We start from the raw sequence: 26,914 nt of genomic DNA on the forward strand, positions 1-26,914 counted from the left end.
ATGGTCTCTTAATTGATCTCTAAAGTGGAAATGACTGGATAGTGATCGGATGGATAAGCATTATCTATTTTCCTTCTGTCAACATTTGTTTTTAACATCTTTATTTCAGGACCCGCGAAAATGTAGTCAATCGGCTCTCCTTCAGTCCCGCCATTAAAATGATGGAATGTCCTGCCTACAGGCTCTTTTAAAACCTTAAACGCATCTTGCAGGTTCACTGTTTCATTCATGATAGATGCTTCCCCCCGCAAGAAACGGACAACAGTATTGGCAGGCTCACTGTTTAAATCTCCTGTCAAAATAATCGGAATCTGTTTCCTATCATAATGTTCAGAAATCCTTTTCCAGATTAAGTGAATACCACTTTCTCTTGCATCTTGACTAATATGGTCGAGATGTGTGTTAAAGACTATAAATTCTGTATCCTCATTCTTGAGGCGAAAATGCCCCCATGTACAGATTCTCGGAAAGTCGCTTTCCCAGCTGATACTGTTTGGAGTATCTGGTTGTTCAGATAACCAGAATTGTCCCTTTTCAACTACATCCAATTTCTTATCATGATAAAAAATGGCACAAAATTCATCAGCCATACCGCCACGCCTGCCTTCACCGATCCATCGGTAATCTGTCAAGTCTTCCTCGATCTCTTTAATCATCCGGAGCAATCCTTCTTGTGTACCGATAATAGTTGGCTGGTGATTGTTAATAAGTTGATTAACCTTTTTTGCCCGATTCCCCCAGGCATTACTTCCATCCCGAGGGACATCCACCCTTAGATTAAACGTCATTACTGTAAGGACCATCTTTCCATCACTCTTTCTCATTTAAAATGGATTCACTCAAAAAACATGCAGTCATACACTTTTCTCTAACTTTACAAGCCGTTCAGTGAAGAAAGACATCCCACGCTTAAAAGCTGCCAGTCCATACAACATTGAACTCCAATCAATTAAGGTTACCTTGGTTGGATAGCATCGTTCCGGCTGTTCAAGATGCCACCATGAATATCTGTGCAATCCATATTGATAGGATGCACGGAATTTTCTTTCATCTTCTTGATCATTCGGGTTCGTATATACATCATACGGAATATGAAGGCGATATAACGCGTATAAATCATAAATCCCAGCTGGGTAAACAGGTAAAAAGCCAGCAACGATATAGGCAGATGCTATATCCCCTGGTGAATTATTGATTTTATCTGCATGGTATCCTCCATGGAATCCATCATTCGGGCCTGCTCCATATCCCCAGACATACGACGGAACATCTTTTAGCTCTTTCCATTTTAAACGATCCGCCATACAGGCATTAGCGTAAAAATCCCTGTAAATTGGACTTTCAGCATACTCAGGTACAAGGAAAAATGGGAATTGATGGACAAAAGAAGACAAAAAGTTTTCCCCTGCTCGATCCGTAAGAACCGGAATATCACGGTAATTGACCTTTGGTAATTCATCAATTTTATCTTCAGCGAAATTCTTATACCATAAATCCTGGATATCTTCATTTTCAGGCTGCCCCAATAAAGCAAGGTAAGCAACCAGTACATATTCGTTATATGCAGGTAATGGAAGTGTCCCTTGACCATCTTTGACGACCATGTTTATAACACCTTTGTCTTTATCTGCCACAACGACACTCCAGTCAATTCCTTTTAACAATTCATGTGCCATTTCTGCAATTTGAGGTTCAGTATCTTTGAAGTGACGGCCAGCGAACAGGGCTCCTGCCACTACAAGTGAAGTATCGATTGTTGAGATTTCCGACTTCAGGTTTTCTCCTGTTTCCATGTCCACAAAATGAGCGAAAAATCCTGTGTCTTTATCTCGGGCAGGTCTGCATCCATCTATTTCTCCCCTGAGAGCTTGAAGAGTGCCGATTGCTTTCTGCCTTGCATCATCGTCCCAACCTTCCACATCGGCTACCGCAAGACCAATGAGGCCAACTCCTGTTGCTGCAATAGAGCACCTTTGATCCGGGTTATTTCCTAATGTCATATAAGCATCAGCATAAAGCCCGGTTTGTGGATGACGCGAATCATCGAGTAATCGATACGTATCTTGATACTGACGATCAAAGAATTCTTTCACACTATTTGGTAATTTTTCATAAAAATCTGTAACAAGACTCATGAATAAAAACAATCCTTCCTTTGGTTTATGATAATTGACACTTCATTCAGCAGCCTTGCGATCATCGGATGTTCACGGTCTGACCCATTATTTCGTTTTTGCCTCATCCATCCAACTCTCTGGCGGAAGTTACTGACGATAAATGGAGATGAATCTTTTATTCAACTTACTGGAACTGATTATGCGTTCTGTGAATTTTTTTGAATTTTTCATGTCGGCTTTCCAGTTTATCTGCTGCTTCACTTCTTCCTTGGTTTCGAAGTCTTTTTGTATATTTTTCGAGGTTTCCTCTTGTATGGAATGGCCCGCCTTCCTGGATGACATTCCACATTGGATCGGATGGATAATCTGAAGTTGCCATTTGTTCAGCCACCCATTTGTCAAGAAGCTGCAGACCCTTAGCAACCACTTCCGGGCTCTCTTCTACTAAGTTTGTTGTTTCATGTGGGTCATTTTCTATATCAAATAACATCAGATCAGGAAAATCCTTTAACCCATCGTGGTAGGTTCTGATGAACATCCATTTATCAAAACGAACTCCACGCTGACAGCTCCACGCCGCTTGACTGACAACGAGATAAGGACGGCCGGCCGATTCACCTTTGGTCACGGCAGGTAAAAAACTAATACCATCCCATTTTCCGCGGGGAGTACCTCCTGCCATTTCAGTTAAGGTCGGCCCAAGGTCAATCTGGTAGTGAAAATCCTCATCGACATGTCCTTGACGAACTTCCGGTCCAGCCATGATGAGAGGTATTCTGCCAGTGATATGATCCGCGGTTTGGTGATCACCGTAAACGTTAAGTTCACCTTGGTTTTCACCATGATCGGCTGAGATGATGATTGTAGTATCTTCTAATATTCCTGCTTCTTCCAATGCTCCAAGAAGCATTCCTACATGGTCATCGACATATCGGATTGCCGTATCGTAACCGTCAATAAAGCGTTTGAAATCCTCTCGGGAAGTGATCTCTTTTGGAAGATCCGGCCATTGATTACCGGCTGGTACTTCACGAGCACTCATAGGACCAAAGCTGTCACGCTGTTTGGCAATGATCTCTTCTGTCAGCCATTCAGGTGCAGGGTCATTTTTGAAAGGATTACCATATGAAAGTGGTGTCCTGTAAGGCGTATGAGGATCCCAGAAATTAAGATACAGGAACCAATCCTCTTTCTCAGTTCCACGGCCTTTAATCCATTTAAGTGCTTCGGATGTGACGTCTCCCGCGGTTTCTCCGGCATGCTTCCCTGTATCATGCATTTCAAGAAAACCTTCAAGTACATTCCATTTTGCATGACGCCCCGGGAAAGGACTTATCATTGCCGTATGATGACCACGGAACCTAAGGACATCAACCCATGCTTGATATTCAGTGTGATGATAGTTAAAAGGACGTTCAATACCTATTGGGCGGGTGTCTGCATCCAACCCTCCATGGTTTACAGCCCCGGTGTGGATGCCAAGTTTTGAGCTGAACAATGCATTGCGAGAAGGGGCACACGGTGCGTCCGAAGCATAATAATTGGTAAATGTTGTACCCCTTTCAGCGAGACGATCAATATTTGGCGATGTATTGCGATGATAGCCATGACAGCCTAGGTGGTCAGGGCGCAAGGAGTCGATATCTATGTAGAGGATCTTCATTTTCATCTCCCTTTCTTATTCAAATTTATAGAATGACAGATTAATTTAAATATTGATGAAGAATCAAAAATATAATTGAAACGTTTCAATTATATTTTAAAGCTATGAAAGCGTTTTTTCAATGCTTTATTGTTGACTTGGCTTCATTCATTCAGCAGGTATCTTAAGCGATCACAAAAGAATCCAAAAGAAAAGTTAGGTGTTCATGCCATCCTGAAATTTATTTTTAATTGAGAGGATACATCCATTTATTTAATCTGTTGGTTCTGAAACCATTTAAATAGTTGTTCATTTTCATAGGTTTCTGTCCATGAATCGTGACCGACTCCTTTATATACAGTAAATTTTGCGCTTCCACCATGTTTATTCAAGGTTTGAATGACTTTTAAAGCCTCCTCCATCGGTACTATATCATCCTGTTCTCCATGGAATGCCCAAACCGGAAGATCCTTTAACCTCTTCAGTCCCTCTGATAATTGATCCGTGTTATTAGTTATCTGCAACTCTTCTCGTCTGGCTTCTGGTATTGAAAGTGCTCCACAGACCGGAGCAATGGCTGCAAAACGTTTTGGATTTGCAATTGCAAGATGCCAAGCACCAATCCCTCCCATACTTAACCCGGTAAGATAAATCCGGGCAGGATCTATTGGATACTTCTCGACAATTTCATCAAGCAGCGCACTCAATGATTCCAGTTCACTGCTCCAATAGGAGTCAGCAGGGCATTGCGGAGAGACTGTGATAAAAGGGAATTCTTCCTGATTTTCAACAATTTTTGGGACCCCATGTTTCTTGACTAATTCAATGTTTTCCCCGCGTTCACCAGCGCCGTGAAGAAATAAGATCAGCGGCCATTTTGGTGAGTCATTCTGTTGAAACGAATCCGGCAAATATAAAAGATAGTTCAACTTATAATCTTTTACATGGAACGTCAGCTCGTTTTGCATAAAACCAGGCTCCTTTCAATAGAAAATGATTATGTTGATAACTTTAGTTGACTATGCTAATAAAGCGATACGATCATTTGATGAATGTAAGTAGAAGGCTAATGTAAATGACGGCTCCTTTCTATCATAAAGAAGCCGTCATTTAAAATTATATGAATCGAAGAGTCAGGCGATCATCAATTTTTCCATGTTTCTTGGAAATAACGTAGGTCGTATTTTCTCTTTTCTGTACATGATAGTCTTCACTTGGTGCGATTTCACGATCTGTCTCTAAAGCGATGACATCCTCAGCCTGTGTTAGACGAAAATCGATTGTATCTTTTTTTACATTTTTCACTTCGGCTGTTGAATACTTTATTTTCACATCATTTAATGTGACATTGATCGGAATCATCAATCCATCTTTACTTTGAAGCATAATCTTGCGGCCATCTAATAGTTTTGATTCATTTTCATAAAGGTGTATGTCTTTATCAAATCCATCAAGATTCAGGATATGAATGAATCTCTCCCCTTCTTTTGTAGCAGTAGACGTCATAAAAATACCGTGATAGTTACAGTCGTGACGAAGAGATGCATGGGCACCCAGCTTTTCCAAGGCTTCTTTGTACAAATCAATATCCGTATTATAAGCCGTCGCTATTACTATCGCTCTCCCATTTCCTACCTTAGTATCAATCCCGCAGACTTCATCAGTTCCATAAATCCGGAAAATCACCTCAGCGTTATCAACCTCCAGTGCCTGCGCTTTATGTGTACGAATCTCAGGGCGCTGTTTTGCCCAGCCATCTGCATAAACAGAAAGTTTATAATTAAGGTTTGCTGTACGAACTTCAGTCGGTTGAACGCCTAGAGCATCAGCAAGAATTGTGCAAGGTTTTGCTTCCATATCATGTGTTGGAACTTCTCCATATAGAAGGATGTTCCCTCCTGCATATAGGAAATCAACCAGTTTTTGCTGGACCTCTCTGTGTAAGTAACAGGCTGATGGTACAGCAAGGACTGGAGTTTCATGAGGATCAACTGGCTTATTTTGAATATCTACTGAACCAAATCGGTATCCCGCAAGTAACATTGCACGTGCCATGTTATCCCATGCACTGCCGGCCCGGTTTGCTTCAATGTTTTGGTACATTTTCTTCATAGTTTCACTCTTAGAATAGCAAGACTCCGTCATGTAGTAATCAGGAATGAACGCAAACGCAACCGGATCACGTTCTTCTTCCATTACTGCCAGCTTATCTGAAACAGCCATAATCGTCTTGATTGAACGTGCCATTCTTGGGAACGTGTAATTTAGTTCACCTTCCGGGCCGATCGGGGCTGCAAATCCGTGTCTCTCTCCCGTATGGGCTATTCGATCATTTCCATCGTTGTATTCGTTATCCATCCGATAGTTTCTTCCACCAGTCAATAGATAATAGTTTAGTAGTCGGTTTCCTTGAGCAATACACATTCTCGCTTTGAAATCTGCAGCGGAAGGATCTAAACGTCCGCTGTAATTATTACCGAAGTTTCCGTCACCGCAATTGAATTCCACTGATGTTAAAGGCTGATCCTGATTGTGAACTGCATCCATAAAACCATTGATCAAATAGAGATCCTGGAAGGTCGCCATCGATAGGTCCCCAAAATATATATCAGACCCGGAAATATAACCAGGTGCTTGTGTATATGACTCATATAGCTGACTGATACCAATAGGAAATCTTAGAGCCCGGCCTCCGCCTGTCCCATGTATATTTACGACAAATGGTACGTCTTTTACACCAGATTCTTCACAATACGCTCTTAATGTTGCTACATAACGGGCGAATCGGTTTCTCATATAGTACCCAAGATCGTAGTGAAGTTCAGCAGAGTACTCTTCTTTAGGTGAACGAATGGCTTCTTTTCTTCCCTCAATATCATTGATATCAAATGGGTAACGGGAAATAAGGGCATTAACATCATAACGCTCTTTTAACCAGTGAGAAAAATCACTCAGAACATTGTCTGTTAAATCAGGACTATTACTTACCCATGAGAGCATTCCAATCTCATTATCAAGCTGCACAGCTATGATATTTCCACCGTTTGTATGCAAACGAGGTACAGACACAGCCGCCACGGCTTCAAACCATTTCTTTGTTTCTTGTAAAAAACCTGGAGCCATATAATCAAGGGTATGGGCCAAGGTCGTCTTTCCATCCCAAGTCACAGGAACTGTTTCTGGATGCTTTTCAATGACCCAGTGCGGAATTCCTTCATTTTTCATCTCAGCCATAATAAACGGTCCAGGTCGCAAGAAGAAATAAAGACCATTTTCTGCACATAAATCAATGAATCCTACTAAGTCGAGTTCCGGTCGTGTCTCACCAATCAAATCGATTTCTCCCTCAACCGGTTCATGACACAGCCAAGGTACATAAGTGGCAACGGCATTACATCCTGCAGCTTTCAATTTATCGATACGGTCCTGCCATTCATTACGATCTAGACGAAAATAATGGATTTCCCCTGCCATGATGATTTTTGGCTCACCATCTATGAGAATTTGCTTGTTTTTGATTTCAATCAATTATTTTCCCTCCCGCTTCCTATCAATTATTTATTTTAGATGAAAAATCCTTTTAACATTTGCAGGTATTCATCTTTTTTCACCTCATGATCGTTTCTTTTAACTTGTTCATTTTTATCGTTGTAGGCTTGCAAATATTTTTTACTTCAATGGAATTCGCTTTCGTAGATTCATTCGCATCCGATACCCATTTGCCATTCGTATTCACCTTTAACATTCCTGTAGGTCCAATCGGTTTCAGTGTCATTTCGATTTGATCTTTTGTTTCATGTAGGCGGGTGACTTCAGATGTGGCGAAATCAATCGTTAACCCCTCCGTAATTTGATAGTTTCTTATAATCATGACTGAAGATCTCGGAGGTAAATCAATCGCTTCCCCATCAAAAAGCGGTTGTCCATCTTCATAAATCACACCTGATTGCCCAATTTCATCATAGTTCCCTACAAATAAGAATGATTCCTTTCCATTCGTGCGTTCAACTAGAGATAGGTCTGCATTCGTCGAGCTTAAATGTATTTTTATTCCAAATTGTTCAGCGATTTCTGTGATAACATCTATTTGATAGTTGTAATCATGTCCCATTAAAATTCCCAGGATCAAGATTTCTCCCATTCCTATTTGCTTTTTATAGGAAGCTACTTGATTTGCCCCTGTACGTGTGAATGTGGCAATCGGTTCACCGTCAAATGTTGTAAAGTGCATTCGTTGTCTTATATTAACGGCATCAATGCCAAGTACATCAATATAATCAGGGGGGCCACCCACAACTTCCCATTCTCCTAAATTCAACTCATCTGCCAGAATGCGACAAGGTTTTCCTTGCACATCTTCAGATGGAACCTCCGGATAGATAATGAGCTTACCGCCCTGTTTTACATATTGTGCGAGACGTTTTTGCAGTTCCGCATCCATTTTTTTCGTTGAAAATACCCATAATGAAGGAATATCAGTAACGGATAAATCCTTCAATAGATCTATCGCTTCATACTGAATATTCGCAGCCACCAGTAATCGAAGAATACCATCAAAAGACGCTTGCTCCCGTTTCCCGATGACTTCCCCAAGGAGTGCACGGTCGCGCTCTTCAATCACCTCAGTCATATAGTCATTTGGATTAAATCCAACAAAAGTGTGGACTTTTTTGGGTGAATCAATTAACTTCTTCCCTATTGACTGGAATACTTCTCCAAGATGGCGTGCCTTATCATAGTTTGGACGTAACTCCCCTTTAGAATCGATCGGTGCCTGCCATTCATGCCTTCTGCCAAACAGTCCAATGTTTTCGTAGTTTTCGCCCCCGACAAACATATAATAATTCAATGCATTCATCCCATGGGCAACACAAGTTCTGGTATTCAAGTCCAGATCTTGTGGGTAAAGTCTCGGCCGGTCGGCCAAACGCCCGGATTGAAATTCCGCTGAAAATATCGGCTGATCTTTTTGCGAGATGGCTCTTGTGTATGTAGTTGCCAATACCAAATCGTGATAATTATCGTATCCGATATGTCCCGGATAAAAATCACCTGCAATCACAACATCATCAAATTCGGCCGTATCATACAATTGTGACAGTCCAATTGGATAATCAACCCCGCGACTATAGATTGAATAATCTTTAAAGCCATGAACATTGATAATGAATGGAACGGTTATTCCCGTTTCTTTAGCAAAACCCCTTAAGTCCCCTGCATAGTCTTTAATATATTTCCTTCTGAATTCACTCCATTCAAAATGAAAGGAAGGATATTCCTCAGGTAATCCACCTTCAAATGTTTTGACAAAATCTGAAAATGAAGCTTCATTTACTTTGTACTTCTTATTAAATTGTTCGATTGATCCATACTTTGCAGAAAGATAGCTGGTAAATTTATCTAAGGTCTCCTGGTTATAATCTGATGTATTGCTTACCCAGTGGAGCATTCCGATTTCATTACATAACTGATACATGATGATTGGTCCGCCTTGATTGACCTGTTCTGGAGCAAGCACCTTATTCACTGCTTCATACCATTTTTTTGTCTTTTCAAGGAAAACCGGATGTCTGTATGATACAACCCGGGTAGGATGCTCTTTTCCATCTCGTTTTTTTGCAATTACTTCCGGGTACGTATTTAGCAGCCAATCGGGCACGCCATGAAAACGGACCTCAGCCATTACATATGGGCCTGGACGAACGATACAATAGAGTCCAAATTCTTTAACCAATTCTAGAAATGCCACTAAATCACGTTCTCCCCTTGTTTCCCCTGTAAAGTCATAAACGCCTTCTTCAATTTCATGCCAAACCCATGGAACATATGAACTGACTAAGTTGCATCCGGCTTCTTTCAGTTTCGTCAGGCGATCTCTCCATTCTTTTTTCGGCACACGGTAATAGTGTAATTCCCCGCCATATAGAAAATCTTCTTTTTCATTAATCACAAATTTACCTTGCTTCATTGCTACTGACATGGTAAATTCCCTCCCATTTATTCGCTTTTCGTATGTGAATCATTTTCACTAGAGAAATCAACGAATCATTGAACAGATTTCGTATTTAGTTTGTCGATCATGCCATGTAGATTGTTCAAACTGATTTGTAAGCTCTTCAAAGGATCTCCCGGACACTCATCCTGTTCAACTGCGTACCAATCTATTCCACTTTGTTCTCCCCATAATAAAATCGGTTCGAACGTAATCATGCCTGTGCCTATTTCAGCAAATGATCGTGCTTCATCATCTGCCATATCTTTAAGGTGAATGATTGGAAGGCGGTGAGTGTACTTCTTGATGAAACTTAGCGGATCATACCCGGCTTTTTTTATCCAATAAACATCGATTTCAGCCAGAATGTGATTCTCCTCGACAGGATCAAGGATATATTCCAACGCACTCTTATCATCAATTGTTGTCTCAAATTCAAAATCATGATTATGATAACTGATACGGTATCCATCTTTTCGAAGTTTGCGTGCGATCTCATTTAAGTCACTTCTGATCGCTCGATAACTTCTTTCATTTCTTAATTCCTCATATATGAACGGGCATATAATGTCTTTCGTTTGAAAAAGTGCAGCTTCTTCTACAACTGTCTGCAAGTCCTCTCTTAAGCGATCGATACCAGCATGAATCCCGGCTGTCCTTAAACCTGTTTCTTCAAGTACGGATGCAATCTCTTCTTTTGAATATCCAAACAATCCGCTTATTTGTACCCCGCTCCATCCCATATCCTTTAAATCCCTTAATACTCCAGGAAAATCATCATTAAGTTGATCTCGTAATGTAAACAATTGAGCAGCCAGTTTTTGCTTCATGGTAAATCCTCCTCCAAGTACATGTAGATTCTTATCCAAATCTATTCTAAAAAGTCCCTTTAACATCTAGAATCTGAGTAGCGGAAGTTTGTTTGTTAAATTCAGAGTTGTTCATTCTTTCTTTCAGGTTTTCATAAAACAGTTCTTCATCAAGAGGCAAGTCCACCCAGGAGTCGGTCCATGAAGACAAGTGCATTGCATTCGAAAGAGTCAATCCCTTTATCCCTTCTTCACCAGGGGCGATTAGTGGTTTTTTATAAAGAATGGCCTCGATCCAATTGGTGATAATTCCTTTGTGACCGCTTTCAGAACCTTGCACAGGAATCTCACATTTCCAATTTTCCGGCATTCCAAATCCACCTCTCCATTCCTCATTAAACTGTCTTTCGGGAATACGATTTCTCCATAATGTTATCTTATTGTCTTCAACTACCAGCTTTCCTCTGTCACCATAAATCTCATAGCGATTCGTCTCAGGTGCGATGCCGGTAGAAGTAATAAATAGACCGGTGGCACCGTTTTCGTATTCAACATATGCCGTCACATCATCTTCCACTTCAATATTGTAATACTTGCCGAAACTGCAAAATGCCCGTACTCGCCTTGGCATCATATCGATTGTCCATTGCCATAAATCGAGTTGATGTGGGTCCTGGTTCAATAGTACTCCTCCGCCTTCACCAGCCCATGTCCCCCTCCAGTTTCCGGAATCATGATAGCTTTGCGAACGATACCAGTCGATCACCCAAATGGTTCGTTTTATTTCACCTAATTCACCAGACATTATCAAATCCCGTACTTTTTGATAAACAGGATTCGTTCTTTGGTTATACATGATAGAAAACACTTTATTTGATGTTGCTGCCGCATCATTCATTTCCCTTACTTGTTTCGTATAGACTCCAGCAGGTTTTTCACAAAGGACATGAAGCCCATTTTCAAATGCTTTGATGGCAATTTCAGCATGGTCAAAGTGCGGTGTTGCAATAATTACACCATCGACCAAATCAGAATTCAGTAAATCATCCGGGGTGTCAAAAACCGACACATTCGTCAGATGTTCCTTTGCCCATCTTTTCCTTTCTTCCGATTGATCTGTAACGGCCGTCAGTTCAATACCGTTAATCTTTTTATCTTGTATTATTTGTGCATGACTTGTGCCCATATTTCCAATTCCAATGATTCCCACGCGAACTTTTTTCATTTTTTCTCCCCCATAGTTTCACTTTGTCTTTCGATTATCGTGTATTGATTCCTTCCATCGTGTTACGGTTATCGATGATGACAGCCCTGTTATTCCCATATGATCCAACAAATTCAATTTTCGGATTGTAACGTTTCAATCATAAAAACAAAAGCAGTCAGCAATCCTTTAATAATTGGATTACTGACTAAATTATTCTTCTGTCATAAACAACCGTCATTTTACACTTACGACGTTTTCACTGTGATTGTAATTTAGGGATTCGCTTGTAATTTAGGATACGCCGGATATTCTGAATACTATTCTCCTGTAATACCTGAACGATCAATTCCTTCAACAAACCATTTTTGTGTCAGGAAATATACTACCAGTAGAGGTAAAATCGTTAACATCGTACCTGCCATCCTTATTCCTTCATTAATATTATCTCCAGTAGCGTCCTCACCGCCGGCGGAATACAATTTTTGATAAGTCGCAACAAATTTATTCAACTCGAGCGGTAAGGTGGTCAACTCATTTCCAAAATATAATGCAGCAAGATAAGTCTCATTCCAGTACCATACAAATGAAAATAAGAATGAAATAATGAACGCCGGAACTGCCATTGGAATCGCAATGACAATAAACACACGTAAAAACCCTGCGCCATCAAGCTGTGCTGCTTCCTCCAGCGACTTGGGAATCATTCTGAAAAATTGATAGAATATGAGGATGAATATGGCACTATTCAGTCCTTGTCCTAACAATGCCGGCAATAAAAAGGATTGAATATTCCCCAAGAAACCTAACTCATTAAAGAATACATACCTTGGAATCATCGTTAACTGCGGCGGTATGATGAAAGTTGCTAATACAAAGACCAATAAAGTCTTCTTAAAAGGAAATTCAAACCTTGCAAATCCATAACCTATTAACGAAGCAACTGCTGTTTGCACGATTGCAGGCAAAGCTGTAACATATAACGTCTCTATTAATGTCTGCAAGAAACTAAGGACTTGATTGGCTTTAGAAAAATTATCAAAGTATAGTTGCGTTGGAATCCAATTCACCAATGGATTTAAAATATCATCTAAAGATTTTAAGCTATATGAGCCCATATAAAGTAATGGATATAAATATACAAAACCGATGCCAATTAAAAGAATGTAAACGAAGCTTTTAAACAATAATCCGTTCTGCCCCCGATTACCAATGGAAATACTCATAAACGTATTACTGATTTTTTTTGCCGTTTCTTTCATCATGCTTCACCACCCTTTATCCATACTTTTTATTGACTCTCAATGTAAGTAATCCGACACTGATACTTAAAACAATTGCAATGACCAGAAAATAGATCCATGCAAGTGCAGATGCATAACCAAGACCCGTTTTAATTTCAAACATATTGACTTGAATATGGTCAATTACAGGATTCAATGCAAAAATTGAATACATAACGATGGTATAAATTGTATTAACAATTACCATTGGAGTTAAGCTTGGGAGAGTTACTTTCCAAAAAAGTTCCCAAGTCGATGCCCCATCGATCTTTGCAGCTTCATATATTTGATGATCAACCTTTTGCAAACCTGCTAAAAATATTAGTATTTGCACCCCGGAAAACCAAAGGATAAAAATCAAATTATCCATTAAATAGATGATCAGTTCATTCAAAAATCCCTCAGTGCCGGACATAATCATTTCAAAAATCGCATATTGCTCGATCGATGGAATCGATGTTACCCCCTGCTCCATTAATTCCTTCATGACTGGGCCACTTGCTATGATAACCGGAAGGAAAAAAATGGTTCTGAAAAATCCTTTAAATTTGATTGGCATATTCAGCAGCAAAGCAATAATTAATGAAAATACGATGATGATGGGGACAGATAGAACCAATTCTTCTAAGAACGTTAGTATTTTTTGGGTAAAAAGAGCATCCACTGCAAACGCATATGAGAAGTTGTCAAAATTCACGTATTCTGTCTGAATGCCATCAGTTGTCACTTTTACCTTCTGAAAACTTAGAAATAGAGAGTAAAATACAGGAAATGCTGTCAGAACAGCAAATCCCACAATCCAAGGTGAAATAAATGCATAACCAATCAAACTCTTTTTCGTTTTCATAGAAAGTGGTTTCATGATGTTTTATCCCCCTTGTTCAGTACCTTAAACCATTTGGCCTTAACCTCTATCCCATCGATCATATAGGGTTCGTTTGTATAATTGACAATGATTGATTTACCATTTGAGTACGTTACTTCAACAACACCTGTTTCATGGATATAACGACTTTCAATGCTGGCACCCTCAACTTCTCCCAAACTTTCTTGTATCATTTCATATTGTCTTACAATCTCATCCTCCCATTTATCAAATTCAGATGTATACAAGTCTCTCGAAGGAGTGTTCATCAATAATTGAGAAGATTGAGTCGTTAAATAAAATGATGGGTTGGCACCATATTCAACCATTCTAAGCACTTCTTCATCTCTATTAAAATGAAAATTTGAAAATGGGGCATAGTATGGAATATATCCTTTTAGTACAATTTGAATAAATGGTACGGTATCCGTTACAAAGCTGTAGTTCGAAGAATACATGGGAATATCCAAGTAACGCTCCGTCACTGACCAAAGATAATCATTCGGTTGATATAAGGAAAGTGATCCCACCTCTTTATCAAGCAATTCATGCATGTCTGTATATAAATCTACCATTTCCCGGCGAGTGGCAGATTTATCCGAATTAAAATCTGAAAACAGTACATTGGCACTCGTGTCCATTGCCAGTTTTGAAATGCTGTTTTCCTTATAATCATCAATTTCTTTTTTGGCCAATTCCAGTGAATCTTTCGGACTTAGATAAAAATAGTTTCGGTCAAAAGTAGAAAAATTCATTGTTTCCCCATTTTTTTTCCTGGCTACATCAGTGCTTCCTGAAAACCCGCCTGCTCCTTCATATGCCTTTGTATAATCAGTATAGAAATAAAGAGGGATATCCTTCTTTTTTAATTGAAGAATTGTGTCTTTATAGTCGGCTTTACTTCCTAACTCTTTTTCAATTGGGAATTTTTCAGGAAAAGTACCTGTTAAGCCCCCTTTTGTCCAACCACGATAAACAATATGCATGTTTTCAACATTTTGCTGTTGAAGTTGCCGGACATACTTTGGAAGGTCGTTTATACTGGTCATCTTTAATACTGAATCCCATAGTATACCCTCTTTGACTTCACCGCCCAAAAACTCTAGACGAACATCCACTTCATCCTTTTTTCGTGAGAGTTTACCAGACTCCACCAAGTATTGTTGATAGGACTTAGCCATTCCTACATAATCGGCATCTTCTTTGACCAAAAAAGTTGTTCTTTCCTTGATATCAAACTGATTCCGATTCTTTTGATATGTGTTGTAGCCACTCATACTCCGGCTCGTTGGTTGAAAATATTGATAGCGATAATGGTAATCTGAAGTGACCCAATTAAAGTTTGTCGATACACCAGAAGGGTACGCTATGAGTTCACCATATTCACTACCATTCTCTATTACAGTAAACAACCCATTTTTTTTAGCTTCATGTACGATCCCATACACTGGCATCGTTATCTTTTGAGGAGGACTGGTCTGTTCCTGAGTATCTTTCTTGTCGTCCACTGATCTTGTAAATCCTTCATCATTCCCATAAACCGATGCCTGGTATGGTGAATTAGCCCTTGAGTTTTCATCAAATCTGATTAAGGCTCCGCTTCCATCCGGGATAAACATATATCCGTTGATTTCATTTCCATGAACTGCCCCTAAAAAAGGATACAGACGCAATGATACGAGCTTTCCATTTTCACCTTCTCCAATTTTACTTTCAGGGATGCGAACCACTAAATCCTCTCCATCCAGTTCAACCTCTAACTGGAGAACGATATCCGCTTTCTTAAAGTTAATCACTGCAGTAAATCCATTTTCTTCTAAGTTTAATTCAGTAGTCGTTTCTTCAGAGAGAACATTTTCAACATACTCCTTATTTTTATCATCTATATAAGTAATGGTGACAGCAGAGTTCGCCATATTTCGCCATCTGTCATTCAGCTTATATTCTCGATTTTCAGCTAATCCGGAATTCCAAATATAACCTGTTCTTTTATCAATGATTTTCAGGGCAAGTGAATCGCGGTTGACATATAGTTTTAATTTGTCATTCTCTGCAACTTGTTCAAAGTTAGTCATTGAGGTATCAACTTCCACTGATTTACTTTCTTTTTCAGGCTGTGTAAATTGATTGGAGGAAAAGCGTAAAGTTTGCTTGGATAGCTCTTCTTGCACCTCAGATACTTCCGTTTCCGGTTCATTTTTTGACGATGATGTGGCAATAACCTGAATAGGAAACAACAGTACGATAAGAAGAATTGCCCATTTCTTATACACGAAGAATCACCTCCTGAATGATCGTTAGTATGAATTCATAAACTTGATCGAGCAACACATAAATGACAAAGAATACTAGTAACATGATAAGCATTGCAAAAAATGTCACTAAAATATTTCGGATCGTTTCGACAAATTTATAATCATGTATTTCTTGAATCATGATGAACAAGATAAAGATTGACCACACAGTAATAATTTGCATTGAGAAAGTAAAGATAAATGACTCATTAATTGTTAAGATGTTAGATACGATCGTAATAGGTACTATAAATAGAAGAATGGGTGCCAATGAATAAATGGTACCTATATAAATATCTCGAAATCTTCCTGAACCATCTGTAATTGTACTGACTAAGTAGTTTGCGACAATAAATAAAATGATTGGAATGAACAAAGTAGCTGCTTCCAAGAAGATGTTAATGTCTTCAACACTTTTATATGAGAATAAAAATCCAGTACAATATAAAACGAACAAATATTCAACAAATAGAATGATATACAATAGAGTAGCCGACAAAACGGATACCCGCTCTGTTTTAGGCAAATAATAAAAACTATCGATCGGATGCTTAAGAAATCTCAGTAGAAACAATAACTGTGACAGAAGCTTGAGGTTTTTCATCTTACCGAACCAGTCCCTAAGCGGCTGCAATATCTTCTTCTTTTTATCTGTATATCTTACGATTGACCATAAAATGAATAGACTTAGCAAAATGGAAAATACGCTGCTTAAATGATCCTGCATCCATTTTTGACGAATTTCCCAAAATGCGTCTGAATATCCGGCCTTATTATTCGCTGACTTAAATTCCTTTAAAGCATCATCATAAAGCTGTTGTTTAAAATAAGCTTGACCCATCGCAGTATGAGCCAGCCCGAAAGATGAATTCAGATTGAGAATTTCTTTCCAGTTTTTTTGACTTTCAATATAAAAACCTTCTGCATATAAAGAGAGTCCTTCATGAAGGATTGCGGTAAAGTCAGTAGGCTCAAAGATCTGGATCGTCCCTTTTTCACGGTCTGCAACAAAAAGTCTCCCCATATTATCTACCTCTATACTCGTTGGCTGCATGAAAAGGCCATTTCGATTAAGTCCATCATCTTTGCCGCCAAATACAAAAAGCAGATTACCAAAACGGTCATATTCGTATATTTTCCCATCTAAGCCAACCGTATAAATATTGCCAATCGGTCCAATCGCAATATCTACTAAATTTTTCGTGGAAGATATGTCAGTAGGCAACATATTGGATCCTGCAATATTTAATTTTCGAATAACTTCCCAGTCCGTGCCGGAAGTAATTGTATGAACCAACCCTTGTTCATCGATTGATATGTTGGTGGGTGCCGTTGGTACTTTCATAAATAAGCTTGCTTTTTGTCTTTGGGTTGTTATCATATCTTGAAGAAAAGTCATGATTGTCGGCCTGGATGTATTCACACCGTAAAATCCCAAAAATTCTCCAGCCTTGTTCAACTGAATGATCCCATTCGTAGAACCTTCCCCGATTATATATAGATTCCCCCTGGGATCCACTGAAATTTTTTGAGGCTTATAGGGTGATTTTTCACCGAATAAAGGTGATTTCGGTCTTTCGTATTCTTTGATAAGTTTTCCTTCTTTAGAAAAACGGAACACCTTTTCAGCAGTATAATCGGCAACATAAACATCATTTGCTTGATCAACAAATACACCTAATGGCTGTTTTAATATTCCTTCTCCAAAGATCCGCTTAACTTTTCCATTTTCATCAAATTTTGTTACTGATTTTGTACCAGAATCAGCAATATAAATATCGTTATGATCATCGATAAAAATATGCTCCGGGGTTGAAATTTCTATTTCATTTTCAAATATCCCAATGGGAACATACGCTGTTTGAGTTTCGATCACATTTCCATCAGCCGATAAAGTTTCTGTTTTATATGGAACAGAAACGGAAGCAGAGGAATGTATGGGAAACAATCCTGATACCCAAAGGCAAAACAAGATGATGAAAGTTTTCCTCATTACCCTTCCCCCTTACGTTACTTAATGCCTGAATGCGCCATTGTATTCATCACTTTACTTTGTAAGAAAATGAAAATAATCAAGTTGGGAATGAACATAATTAACGATGCTGCCGCTGCCATTCCCTGGCCAGCTACTGTGTTGCCTGATTCTCCAGCTAATGTTGACATGTAGAAGGCAAATGTTTTTAGGTTTTCATCATTAACATACAATACAGATGTTTCCGCATTGTTCCACACCAATTGGAAAGATAATATAGCAATCGTTGCAATTGCAGGTTTTACTAACGGGATAATAATAGTCAAGAATATTCTATAATCTGATGCCCCATCCATTTGCGCTGCTTCAATCATTTCATTTGGTATTTGATCAATGAATTGCTTCACTAAAAACAGACCCACCGGCATAGCCAGCAGCGGGAATATATGAGCAAAAAATGAATCAAGTAACCCTATTTCTTCAACCAATAAATAACGCGGAATTCCAACAGCAGCAGGCACAAACATTAAGGCCAGTGTATTGATTTCAAAAATTGTTTTCTTTAATTTGAACCTTTTCTTTGACAGCGCATATCCTGCCATGGTACTGATCAAAACTGTAAGAAATACGACAATCAGTGTAATTGTGATGCTGTTAAACAAATATCTGGTTATTGGCACACCAGTAGCATTTGTATTATTGAACAGATCATAAAAGTTTTGCGCTGTCGGTTTATCTACAAAAAATCTCGGCGGGTATGCGAATAACTCATCAATAGGTTTAAATGCATGAGAAATAATATATACGATTGGCATGACCATAAATACGGCTAAAGGTATCAGAAAGAGATAAAATTTCATCTGACTGCGATGAAATCGATCAGGATTTATTTTCGTCCCATGGAAAGATGACATAATTAACACATCCTAATATAGAAGATAGATTATAGTTGAAGATACACTAGTCTTTTTCTCCAAATAATATCTTGGCTACCTTTGCAAAAAGATAGATAAACAGTAATAACAATACAGATATCGCCGCAGCATATCCCATCTCATAACGAATAAATCCGAAATCTTCTAAATGATTCACCATTAATTGCCCGGCATATTGCGGCGTAGGATTTGCGCCTGATAATTCCACACCGATTGCTCCTGCCTGGAATGTACCCACTACAGCCATAACCGCTCCAAACAGCATTTGAGGCTTCATTGAGGGGATAGTGATGTAAATGATTTCCTGAAACCGATTGCTTATCCCGTCAATATATCCCGCTTCATATATTTCTCTATTAATATTCAAGACGCCGGATAACATAGCCAGGAAACCAACCCCCATGCTTCCCCAAAGTGTTACCACAATCATGATAGTCATTAAGAATTCCGGAGACTGAAGCCATTGGACGGGTTCATAAATGATTCCCATTCTGATTAACACACTGTTTAAGTAGCCGACTTCGTCACCACTGAAGATGATTTTCCAAACCACCCCCATGGCGACCCCGGCAGTCATGGAAGGGGAATAAATAATCAAGGCAAGGATTGTCCTCGGTACTTTTGAAATTTGCGCCAGCAGCCAAGCTAAGATGAACGAAAGAACGTAACCACCTGGCCCTACAATGAATGCAAAGGTAAGAGTATTAGGCAGGACATATTGCATAAAAACAGCATCCTGCGTAATCACATTTACATAGTTTGCCAGCCCGATAAAGGTCGGCATCTCGATTGCATTAAAATACGTAAAAGATAATGCAACGGCTGCAGCGACTGGTAAAATAATGAAAGTGAAAAACATGATCATATAAGGTGCCAGAAAAATTGAAGTACTTAAATTTTGTTTATTTTTCATCATCGGTTCCCAGCCACCTTTCAACCTTTTCAATGGTTGGAATTCGATAAGGTTTTACAACTTTTCCATTTTCTATATAACCGAATTCCTCTAATTTACGCCGCATTTCACGGTCAATTGTCACAACGGAATCATCAACCGCTGAGCGGGTATTCTCCCCATCAAAAACTACTTTATTCCAAACATTACTGATCTCTCTTTCTACCATATAAGAATAAGGAGTTTTCGGAACTTCCCTTAAATACTCCCATTGTGCCAATATTGTTTCTTTGAAGTTTTCAGGCCATGGCAATTGACTGAATGCATTAAGATTTGCCGTGTTCCACATGTACTCAGGTCCATATTGAGTTTGCAAAGTTCTTGCAAATTCTGTTTGGGTTTCTTCTGACATCCACCATTTCAAGACTTGCCAAGCCTTGTTCTTATGATCTCCTTCAAATACCATGGATGCCTGCGCAGAACCGGTTGCCCATCTGTCCACTGTCCCATCTTTTTGTTTTACTCCTGGATGAAGTGATATGTCCCACCATCCGGAAATTTCTGGAGCGGCAGCTGTAAGCTGAACAAATTCGTTAAATGAACCGATTCCGATTGGTAATGTTGAATACCTGAAATGATTATAAAAATTCGGTACTTGTAACGGAGTACTATAAATCGTATTTAATTCAGTCATGAATTGAATGCCACTCAGGGATTCTTCACTATCGATACGGGTACCTATCCCATCCTCTTTGTATAAGTCACCGCCGAATTGGTAAATATACGGAGCTGTTGCCTGAAAAGGCTTAAATGCGACCGCACCAGCAATGGGAGTGTAATAGTTCATGCCATACCTCTGAAGCTCAGGCAGGATATTTACTACGTCATTCCATGTATCAGGGACTGGTATGTCCAGAGAATTCAATATGTCTTTCCGGTAAAATTGAACAAAGAAGTCTTGTGTTTCAGGTAAAGCGTATACTTCTTCATCGACAATAAGCGGAAGAAATGCTCCAGGGGAAAACTGTCGTCCCATTTCAGGAAAATCTTCAAATTGCCTTAAATCGACAGCAGCTCCGCGAATGGCCAGCTCATAAGGAAGCCAGTTACTTATACCCAGGGCTAAATCCGGCTGAGAATTCGCAGCACTGGCTAAAATAAGCTTTCTTTCATCCGGCATCAGAGAGAGTTTTACTTTGATTCCTGTCTCCGGAGTAAAGTTTTGATCAAGCATATTTTGTAATAGATCTACATACTGTCTGGGTCTATTAACCCAAACTTCAATTGTCCCCTCTTCTACCTCAGATGTTGCTAGATTTTCTCCTGAGAATGATTGAATAAAATTCGTTACAGTATTCTTCAATTTAGCAAAGATACCGGCACTTACCTCAGGAAGTTCTTCTTCCCCATGAATATAGAAACGATCTAAAAGGAGTGGTTGTTTCTGTAAATCTATCATTAGTTTTCCTAATAATTGTGCAGCTGAGTTTGATCCTTCCGATAACTCAGATAATCTGTACGGGATTTCATCTGAATTTTCAGATAACGAAGTTAATTTGTCTGCACTTATTTGTAAAGAAACACTTTCTGTCGATTCCTGCCCGCCACTTACTTCAACAAGGTAATCGTTTTCTTTTTCCAATAATCCAGCCCATTTTTTCAATTTCTCTTCAATACCCGGGAGGTATTCACTAATATTCCAATCCCGGTTTTGATCAAGTTGATTTCCAGTTAACTTTCGAATCGATAATGAAAGATCTTCAATCCCTTTCATGACTTCGTCTATTGTATAAATAGTCTTTCCGAAAGGGGATGCATCGGCCTTTAGAGTAAGCTTGTTTTTACCTTTCTTTAAATGAAACAAATACGGGTTTCCGTTCTCATCGCTAAACGTTTCATTATACCATTTCTTACTATTCTTAAATCGATAGTGTTCCACTTCTTTGAAAGGGATAGATCCATTCAGTAATAGAGTGCGGAAAACAGGTGCCCCTGTTGATTTATTATTAAATGCTTTAAACGAAAGATGATAATATCCCTCTTCTTCGGCATTTATTTCCCAAGTTACGGTTTGTCCTGATTCACTCCACGATTCCCCCCCAAAAGAATTCAGAAGGAGTCGTTTTGAATCATATGGAACAATTGATACTTTATCTGTGGCAACAGGTCGGATATACGAACTGTTTTTTTCCAGGGGATGTTCTGCTTCATACGTTTGCAGCCCTGAAACTGCTGTTTTGTCTGCTGAACCTATGTATTCTTCATAATCAGGTACATCTTCCGGTGAGGTAATGGACACTCTCCCCAGGAGCATTTCCCCTCTCAGGTTTGTTAAAGAAAGCGTGTTTATTCCTTCTTCTAAATAAAATTTAAGCGGTCTTGAGTAGTAATGATTAGTGTCCGCTGCCTTTATATGGTTCCACTCTTTGATTGGTTGTTGTTTTGGAATAATTTCATTCCCATGTCTGTCGGTTGCAAATTTCTCCGTTTCATTTTCCCAGTTGACAGGAAAAACTATGCGTCTACTTTCGAAAAATGGATATTCCCCATTAACTTTGATAGCACCCTCTATTGGCATAAGCAAATCACCAAGCGGAAAATAATCAAATCCAATTTCATACAACCCTGCTTTATCTACTTCCACTTGTAAACTTACCGTATCCTCATTATCCCAGTAAACTACACGATCACCGTAGCCATAGCTTTTTGAATCAGATAATAGCTGATCTTCATCTATATTTTCAAATGAATCAGGAGAGATAGCACGCTCAAACTGAGCAGTGCTATCAATATTTTTTTTCTCCCATTCGTTGAGGATAAGACGATAATGAGGCTCTACTAATTGTTCGGGCGACTTTTTCAAAACCTCATTCCCTGCAGCATGAAAAATCGTGTTTGGTACTAATAACAGTAATAATAGTGCCCCTAACAAAGCCTTACATTTCATATCATTACCTCCCTCAACCTGTTATCACTTAATTAAGTGCTTCTGATCCTTCTTGAAGTTTTTTGTTTGACATTTCATTGACTTGAGAAATGTAATCTTCTATTTTTACATCGCCTTTTACACTTGCATCGATCAGTTGACCGATTGTAGCATTTGGTATTTCGTCACTGATTGAAACTCCTGTTGGGGCATCCCAGCGTGCATCAGTATATCCTGGGACTATTTTCGGCAAGTTAACAACTGCACCATCGATATTTTCATACGCCTTAAGGACTCCAGGTACATCCATTCTTGAGAAAAACTCATCAAGAATCTCTTGATCTGTCGAAATTGGCAGCGAGCTTAATGTGATGCCTTTTTCATCAGCGATCTCTAATCGTTTCATAAATCCTTCTTTGCCGAATGTCATGAATTTAGTAAATAAATAGGCTTCTTCTGGATGTTCAGTAGATTTAGAAATCCCCATAAAATCATTTACAACTACTGTTTTCCCACCAGGGATCCCAACGAAATCCCACTCAAAGTCAGAAGATTCATTAATCCCATTTACAGCCCAAGTACCATCCCATCTAAGTCCTAAATCACCTTGTCCCCAAACTTCAGCTGGATTCTCACCATTAAAGTTTGATTTTTGATCATCTGTTAATGAAGAAAATACATAATTATTCGAAACAAGACTATTGGCAAAATTTACACCGCTGATAAACTCATTGCTATTCAAATTAACTTGGCCATCTTTGTATGTGAACATCCCCATATCATCATTGGCAGCTACAGGATACCATTCAACAAGAGAGAATGGCTGATTTAACCCAATAATCCCATTGTTGATATCCGAAATATCTCGAACAGAATTTGAAAATTCATCAATTGTCATACCATATTCTGGTGCATTCAGATTGGCTTCATCATATAGACTTTTATTGACATAGTAACCTAAGAAATGTTGACCAGAAGGAAGAGCGATGACAGAATCATTATGAGTAAGACTCTTTTTAACCGATTCAGAAATCTTTTCAAAGTCTTCATCACCTTCTACCAGATCACTTACATCGTATAACCAGTCATTTGATAACGAAACTGGAATATTTGATATTTCAAAAACATCCGGCAGTTTACCTGCACTTGCAGCAGTAGCTAAAGAGTCATTCCATGGATCTGCAATCGACTCATTGATTTCAACATTGATATGAGGATATTCTTCTTCGAATGCCTTAATCATCTGTCTCTCAAGATTATTGTCTTCCTCAGGTCCCAATCTCCAGCTTGCAACAGAAATCGTGACTTCCTCTTTGTTCCCAGTATCCTTCTTATCCTTATCATTCGATGACTTTTCAGAACTACAAGCACTAAAAATTAAGCTAAGCGAGAAAACTGTTAGTAATAGAATCAACTTTTTCATCTAATTGCACCCCTTTAATTTTTACTTGCATCAACTAGTTAAGGCTAATTATTACCAATTCAAAACAGTTTATATTATAATAGGACTTAAGTATTGAAAACTATATCTCTATTAAACAGACCGACACCATCAAAATACTAAATAAACACCTCCATAATGGATAAATTATGGCATCCGTTCCTGTCTATAAAGAAATAGATACTACTACAAAGGGAAATTTTTAATCTTTTTGGGAGTATATTTTAAGCAACCCATTCTATTGTATCGTTTCAATAGATAGCTAAAAAAAACTTCACATTTGATCTCCTTGATACATTCTCCCGGATGAATGCGTTTACAATCTTCACGAAAAAAATATTCAATCTACTAATTACTCTCTTCTCTAATAGGATCTTTATAAAATCCACCGCTCTTTAGCTTGATGAGCGGTGAATAAATTCAATTGGAACTTCAGGAGGATTGAAATCATACTGCTTGTCCAGCATTTTAAACAATGCTTCTGCAGCAGTTTTTCCCCATAATTTCTTTTGTATTCGTATAGTTGATAATGGTGGATCGAAATGTTTAGAAAGCTCAATATCATCAAATCCAACAACAGCAATATCTTTTGGTACACTTATACCATTTTGCTGCAATGCCTTGATGGCACCCATTGCCATTTCATCGTTAGCACATATAAATGCAGTTGGCCGGGTTTCATTTTCTTTAATATATTGATCCATAACCAGCAAGCTGCTAATTTCGGTGAATTCTGCTCGAATGACATCATTTTCATTTAAAATCAAGTTATACTTTTTTAATGATTCTTTAAATCCTGCAAGGCGCATTTCACCGTCGTAAGAATCATAAGACCCGCCTATAAAACCAATTCTTCGATGTCCATTATCGGCCAGGTGTTTTACTCCAAAATCAATCCCTGTTTTGTTTTGCAACAGGACATTCTTAATATATGGGTTATTCATTTCACGATCTAGTGTGACGATAGGCATTTTCTCATTGGCAAGGAAATCGATTGTATAATCATCCAAATGGAAATTCAAAATAATGGCCCCATCTACGTAGCTTTCAACTAATAATCTATGTTTACTATTCGAGGCACACACTACCATTTCATATCCATTTTTAATGACAATATCCTGAACCCCCTCTAATATCTCGTTAAAGAAAGGTCCTTTGAATCCACTTAAGAAAAATCCAATTATCTCACTTTTATTTTTCTTTAAGTTTTTTGCACTTGCATTGGGACGATATCCAATCTTCTTTGCAGCACTCAGAACTTTCTCTTTGGTTTCTTTTGTAATAAGTGAGCTGCCGTTAATTGCATAAGATGCTGTTGATACACTGACATTGGCTTCTTTCGCTACATCCTTTAAAGTAGGCATTCGGTTCATTCCTTTTACTTGTATCAGATACATTCAAACAAAATCGCTCTTGTTTTGAAACGTTTCAATAATCTAATTTTAATCCAAATTAAAAACGATTACAATATCTTATTTCAAATGATGGTTATAATTTAATTACGTACAGGGATATTCCAATGAACGAATTTATCAATCTTGTATGTCAGCAGCACACCTAAATCCAATATTCCCAGTTGAGCTATCTGGGGTGTTAGCTGTTCTTGCAGCGACTCGATATCGATTACAGTAAGATTTATGACAAAGATACGAACCGCCTTTCATTACTTTAGCCATTCCTTCTTCAGGTCCAGTTGGATTCATTATTATCTCAGTTTTTGGATGCTTATTATTAAACCAATCAGCACACCACTCCCAAACATTCCCGGATACATTATATAAGCCAAATCCATTCGGTGAATAGGAATCTACCGGAGCTGTTGATCTATATCCATCTTTTGCTGTATTATTGTCAGGAAATTTCCCTTGCCAAATATTACACTGATGCTCACCTTTCAATTTGAGCTCATTCCCCCATGGATATCTTTTACTGACCATGCCGCCTCGAGCCGCATATTCCCATTCAGCTTCTGTTGGTAATCTTTTTCCAGACCAATTACAATAAGCCATGGCGTCATTCCATGAAACATGAACGACAGGATGATTCAACCAATTCTCAATGGTTGAACCTGGTCCTTCAGGCTGTTTCCAATTGGCTCCTTCCACTACAAACCACCAGGGTGTTTCTCTTACAAACTTTGTTACTCTTTTTTCTACATTTTCTGAAACAAGTAAATGGAAAACAAAAGACCAGCCAAACTTTTCTGCTTCTGTCACATAACCTGTTTCATCAATAAATTCTTTAAATTGCCTATTCGTCACGGAATAACGATCCATCGCAAAAGGTTTTACATGTACTTTTCGAATCGGACCCTCTCCATCTTTCGGATATCCGATATTTTCATTGGTTCCCATGAGAAATTCCCCGCCTGGAAGCTGAACCAAATCTTCATCATGTCGAAGATGGTTTGATTTACTGGATAAATAAGTACCCTGAGGATTTATTTTCGTACTATCTTTATCATGGCTTCCTCTCGATGCAGAACAACAAGATTGTATCTTCATGAACCCCACTCCCCTTCCCATTAATAAATATCACTATT

The 26,914-nt window shown here is 38.7% G+C and carries 18 protein-coding genes; all 18 read right to left on the reverse strand.

Features of this window, described 5'->3' with window-relative positions; translation table 11 throughout:
• Positions 1-8: 8 nt before the first annotated feature.
• The 18 genes from V6B33_RS16935 to V6B33_RS17020 all read right to left on the reverse strand — a co-directional run bounded on the left by V6B33_RS16935 (position 9) and on the right by V6B33_RS17020 (position 26,876).
• Positions 9-803 (reverse strand): endonuclease/exonuclease/phosphatase family protein, encoded by a 795-nt coding sequence (locus V6B33_RS16935; protein ID WP_334218863.1) that lies wholly within the window; start codon positions 801-803, stop codon positions 9-11.
• 51 nt (positions 804-854) lie between these two features.
• Positions 855-2,135, reverse strand: coding sequence for a hypothetical protein (locus V6B33_RS16940; RefSeq protein ID WP_334218864.1), 1,281 nt, complete (start codon positions 2,133-2,135; stop codon positions 855-857).
• A gap of 166 nt (positions 2,136-2,301) precedes the next feature.
• The gene (locus V6B33_RS16945) at positions 2,302-3,780 is read right to left on the reverse strand and encodes a sulfatase family protein (protein ID WP_334218865.1); all 1,479 of its coding nucleotides are present in this window, start codon (positions 3,778-3,780) and stop codon (positions 2,302-2,304) included.
• A gap of 248 nt (positions 3,781-4,028) precedes the next feature.
• On the reverse strand, positions 4,029-4,727 hold the full coding sequence (locus V6B33_RS16950; protein WP_334218866.1) for a prolyl oligopeptidase family serine peptidase: 699 nt from the start codon (positions 4,725-4,727) through the stop codon (positions 4,029-4,031).
• Positions 4,728-4,875: 148 nt separating this feature from the next.
• The gene (locus V6B33_RS16955; RefSeq protein WP_334218867.1) at positions 4,876-7,287 is read right to left on the reverse strand and encodes a beta-galactosidase; all 2,412 of its coding nucleotides are present in this window, start codon (positions 7,285-7,287) and stop codon (positions 4,876-4,878) included.
• Between the two features lie 79 nt (positions 7,288-7,366).
• On the reverse strand, positions 7,367-9,739 hold the full coding sequence (locus V6B33_RS16960) for a beta-galactosidase (RefSeq protein ID WP_334218868.1): 2,373 nt from the start codon (positions 9,737-9,739) through the stop codon (positions 7,367-7,369).
• Positions 9,740-9,804: 65 nt separating this feature from the next.
• Positions 9,805-10,581: a sugar phosphate isomerase/epimerase family protein gene (locus V6B33_RS16965; protein WP_334218869.1), complete on the reverse strand. Its 777-nt coding sequence runs from the start codon at positions 10,579-10,581 to the stop codon at positions 9,805-9,807.
• A 46-nt stretch (positions 10,582-10,627) separates the two neighbouring features.
• Positions 10,628-11,785, reverse strand: coding sequence for a Gfo/Idh/MocA family protein (locus V6B33_RS16970; RefSeq protein WP_334218870.1), 1,158 nt, complete (start codon positions 11,783-11,785; stop codon positions 10,628-10,630).
• Positions 11,786-12,084: 299 nt separating this feature from the next.
• A complete protein-coding gene (locus V6B33_RS16975) occupies positions 12,085-13,029 on the reverse strand; it encodes a carbohydrate ABC transporter permease (protein WP_334218871.1) in 945 nt (314 codons plus the stop codon).
• Positions 13,030-13,042: 13 nt separating this feature from the next.
• Positions 13,043-13,894, reverse strand: a complete 852-nt coding sequence (locus V6B33_RS16980) for a carbohydrate ABC transporter permease (protein ID WP_334218872.1) — start codon at positions 13,892-13,894, stop codon at positions 13,043-13,045.
• 11 nt (positions 13,895-13,905) lie between these two features.
• Positions 13,906-16,185: a DUF5696 domain-containing protein gene (locus V6B33_RS16985; protein WP_334218873.1), complete on the reverse strand. Its 2,280-nt coding sequence runs from the start codon at positions 16,183-16,185 to the stop codon at positions 13,906-13,908.
• The gene (locus V6B33_RS16990) at positions 16,178-18,082 is read right to left on the reverse strand and encodes an SMP-30/gluconolactonase/LRE family protein (protein WP_334218874.1); all 1,905 of its coding nucleotides are present in this window, start codon (positions 18,080-18,082) and stop codon (positions 16,178-16,180) included. Before V6B33_RS16990 ends, V6B33_RS16985 begins: the two co-directional genes overlap by 8 nt.
• 134 nt (positions 18,083-18,216) lie before the next feature.
• Positions 18,217-19,092: a carbohydrate ABC transporter permease gene (locus V6B33_RS16995; RefSeq protein ID WP_334218875.1), complete on the reverse strand. Its 876-nt coding sequence runs from the start codon at positions 19,090-19,092 to the stop codon at positions 18,217-18,219.
• A gap of 46 nt (positions 19,093-19,138) precedes the next feature.
• Positions 19,139-20,029, reverse strand: a complete 891-nt coding sequence (locus V6B33_RS17000; protein ID WP_442915553.1) for a carbohydrate ABC transporter permease — start codon at positions 20,027-20,029, stop codon at positions 19,139-19,141.
• Positions 20,016-22,952: an extracellular solute-binding protein gene (locus tag V6B33_RS17005; RefSeq protein ID WP_334218876.1), complete on the reverse strand. Its 2,937-nt coding sequence runs from the start codon at positions 22,950-22,952 to the stop codon at positions 20,016-20,018. Before V6B33_RS17005 ends, V6B33_RS17000 begins: the two co-directional genes overlap by 14 nt.
• A gap of 28 nt (positions 22,953-22,980) precedes the next feature.
• Positions 22,981-24,354, reverse strand: a complete 1,374-nt coding sequence (locus V6B33_RS17010) for an ABC transporter substrate-binding protein (RefSeq protein WP_334218877.1) — start codon at positions 24,352-24,354, stop codon at positions 22,981-22,983.
• A 413-nt stretch (positions 24,355-24,767) separates the two neighbouring features.
• Positions 24,768-25,736 carry a LacI family DNA-binding transcriptional regulator gene (locus V6B33_RS17015; RefSeq protein ID WP_334218878.1) on the reverse strand — a complete coding sequence of 323 codons (969 nt, stop codon included), beginning with the start codon at positions 25,734-25,736 and terminating at the stop codon, positions 24,768-24,770.
• A gap of 168 nt (positions 25,737-25,904) precedes the next feature.
• Complete coding sequence (locus V6B33_RS17020) at positions 25,905-26,876, reverse strand: formylglycine-generating enzyme family protein (RefSeq protein ID WP_334218879.1); 972 nt, start codon at positions 26,874-26,876, stop codon at positions 25,905-25,907.
• Between the last annotated feature and the right edge of the window lie 38 nt (positions 26,877-26,914).

It is taken from the genome of Mangrovibacillus sp. Mu-81, assembly GCF_036867415.1.
Classification (GTDB): Bacteria; Bacillota; Bacilli; order Bacillales; family Bacillaceae_B; genus Rossellomorea.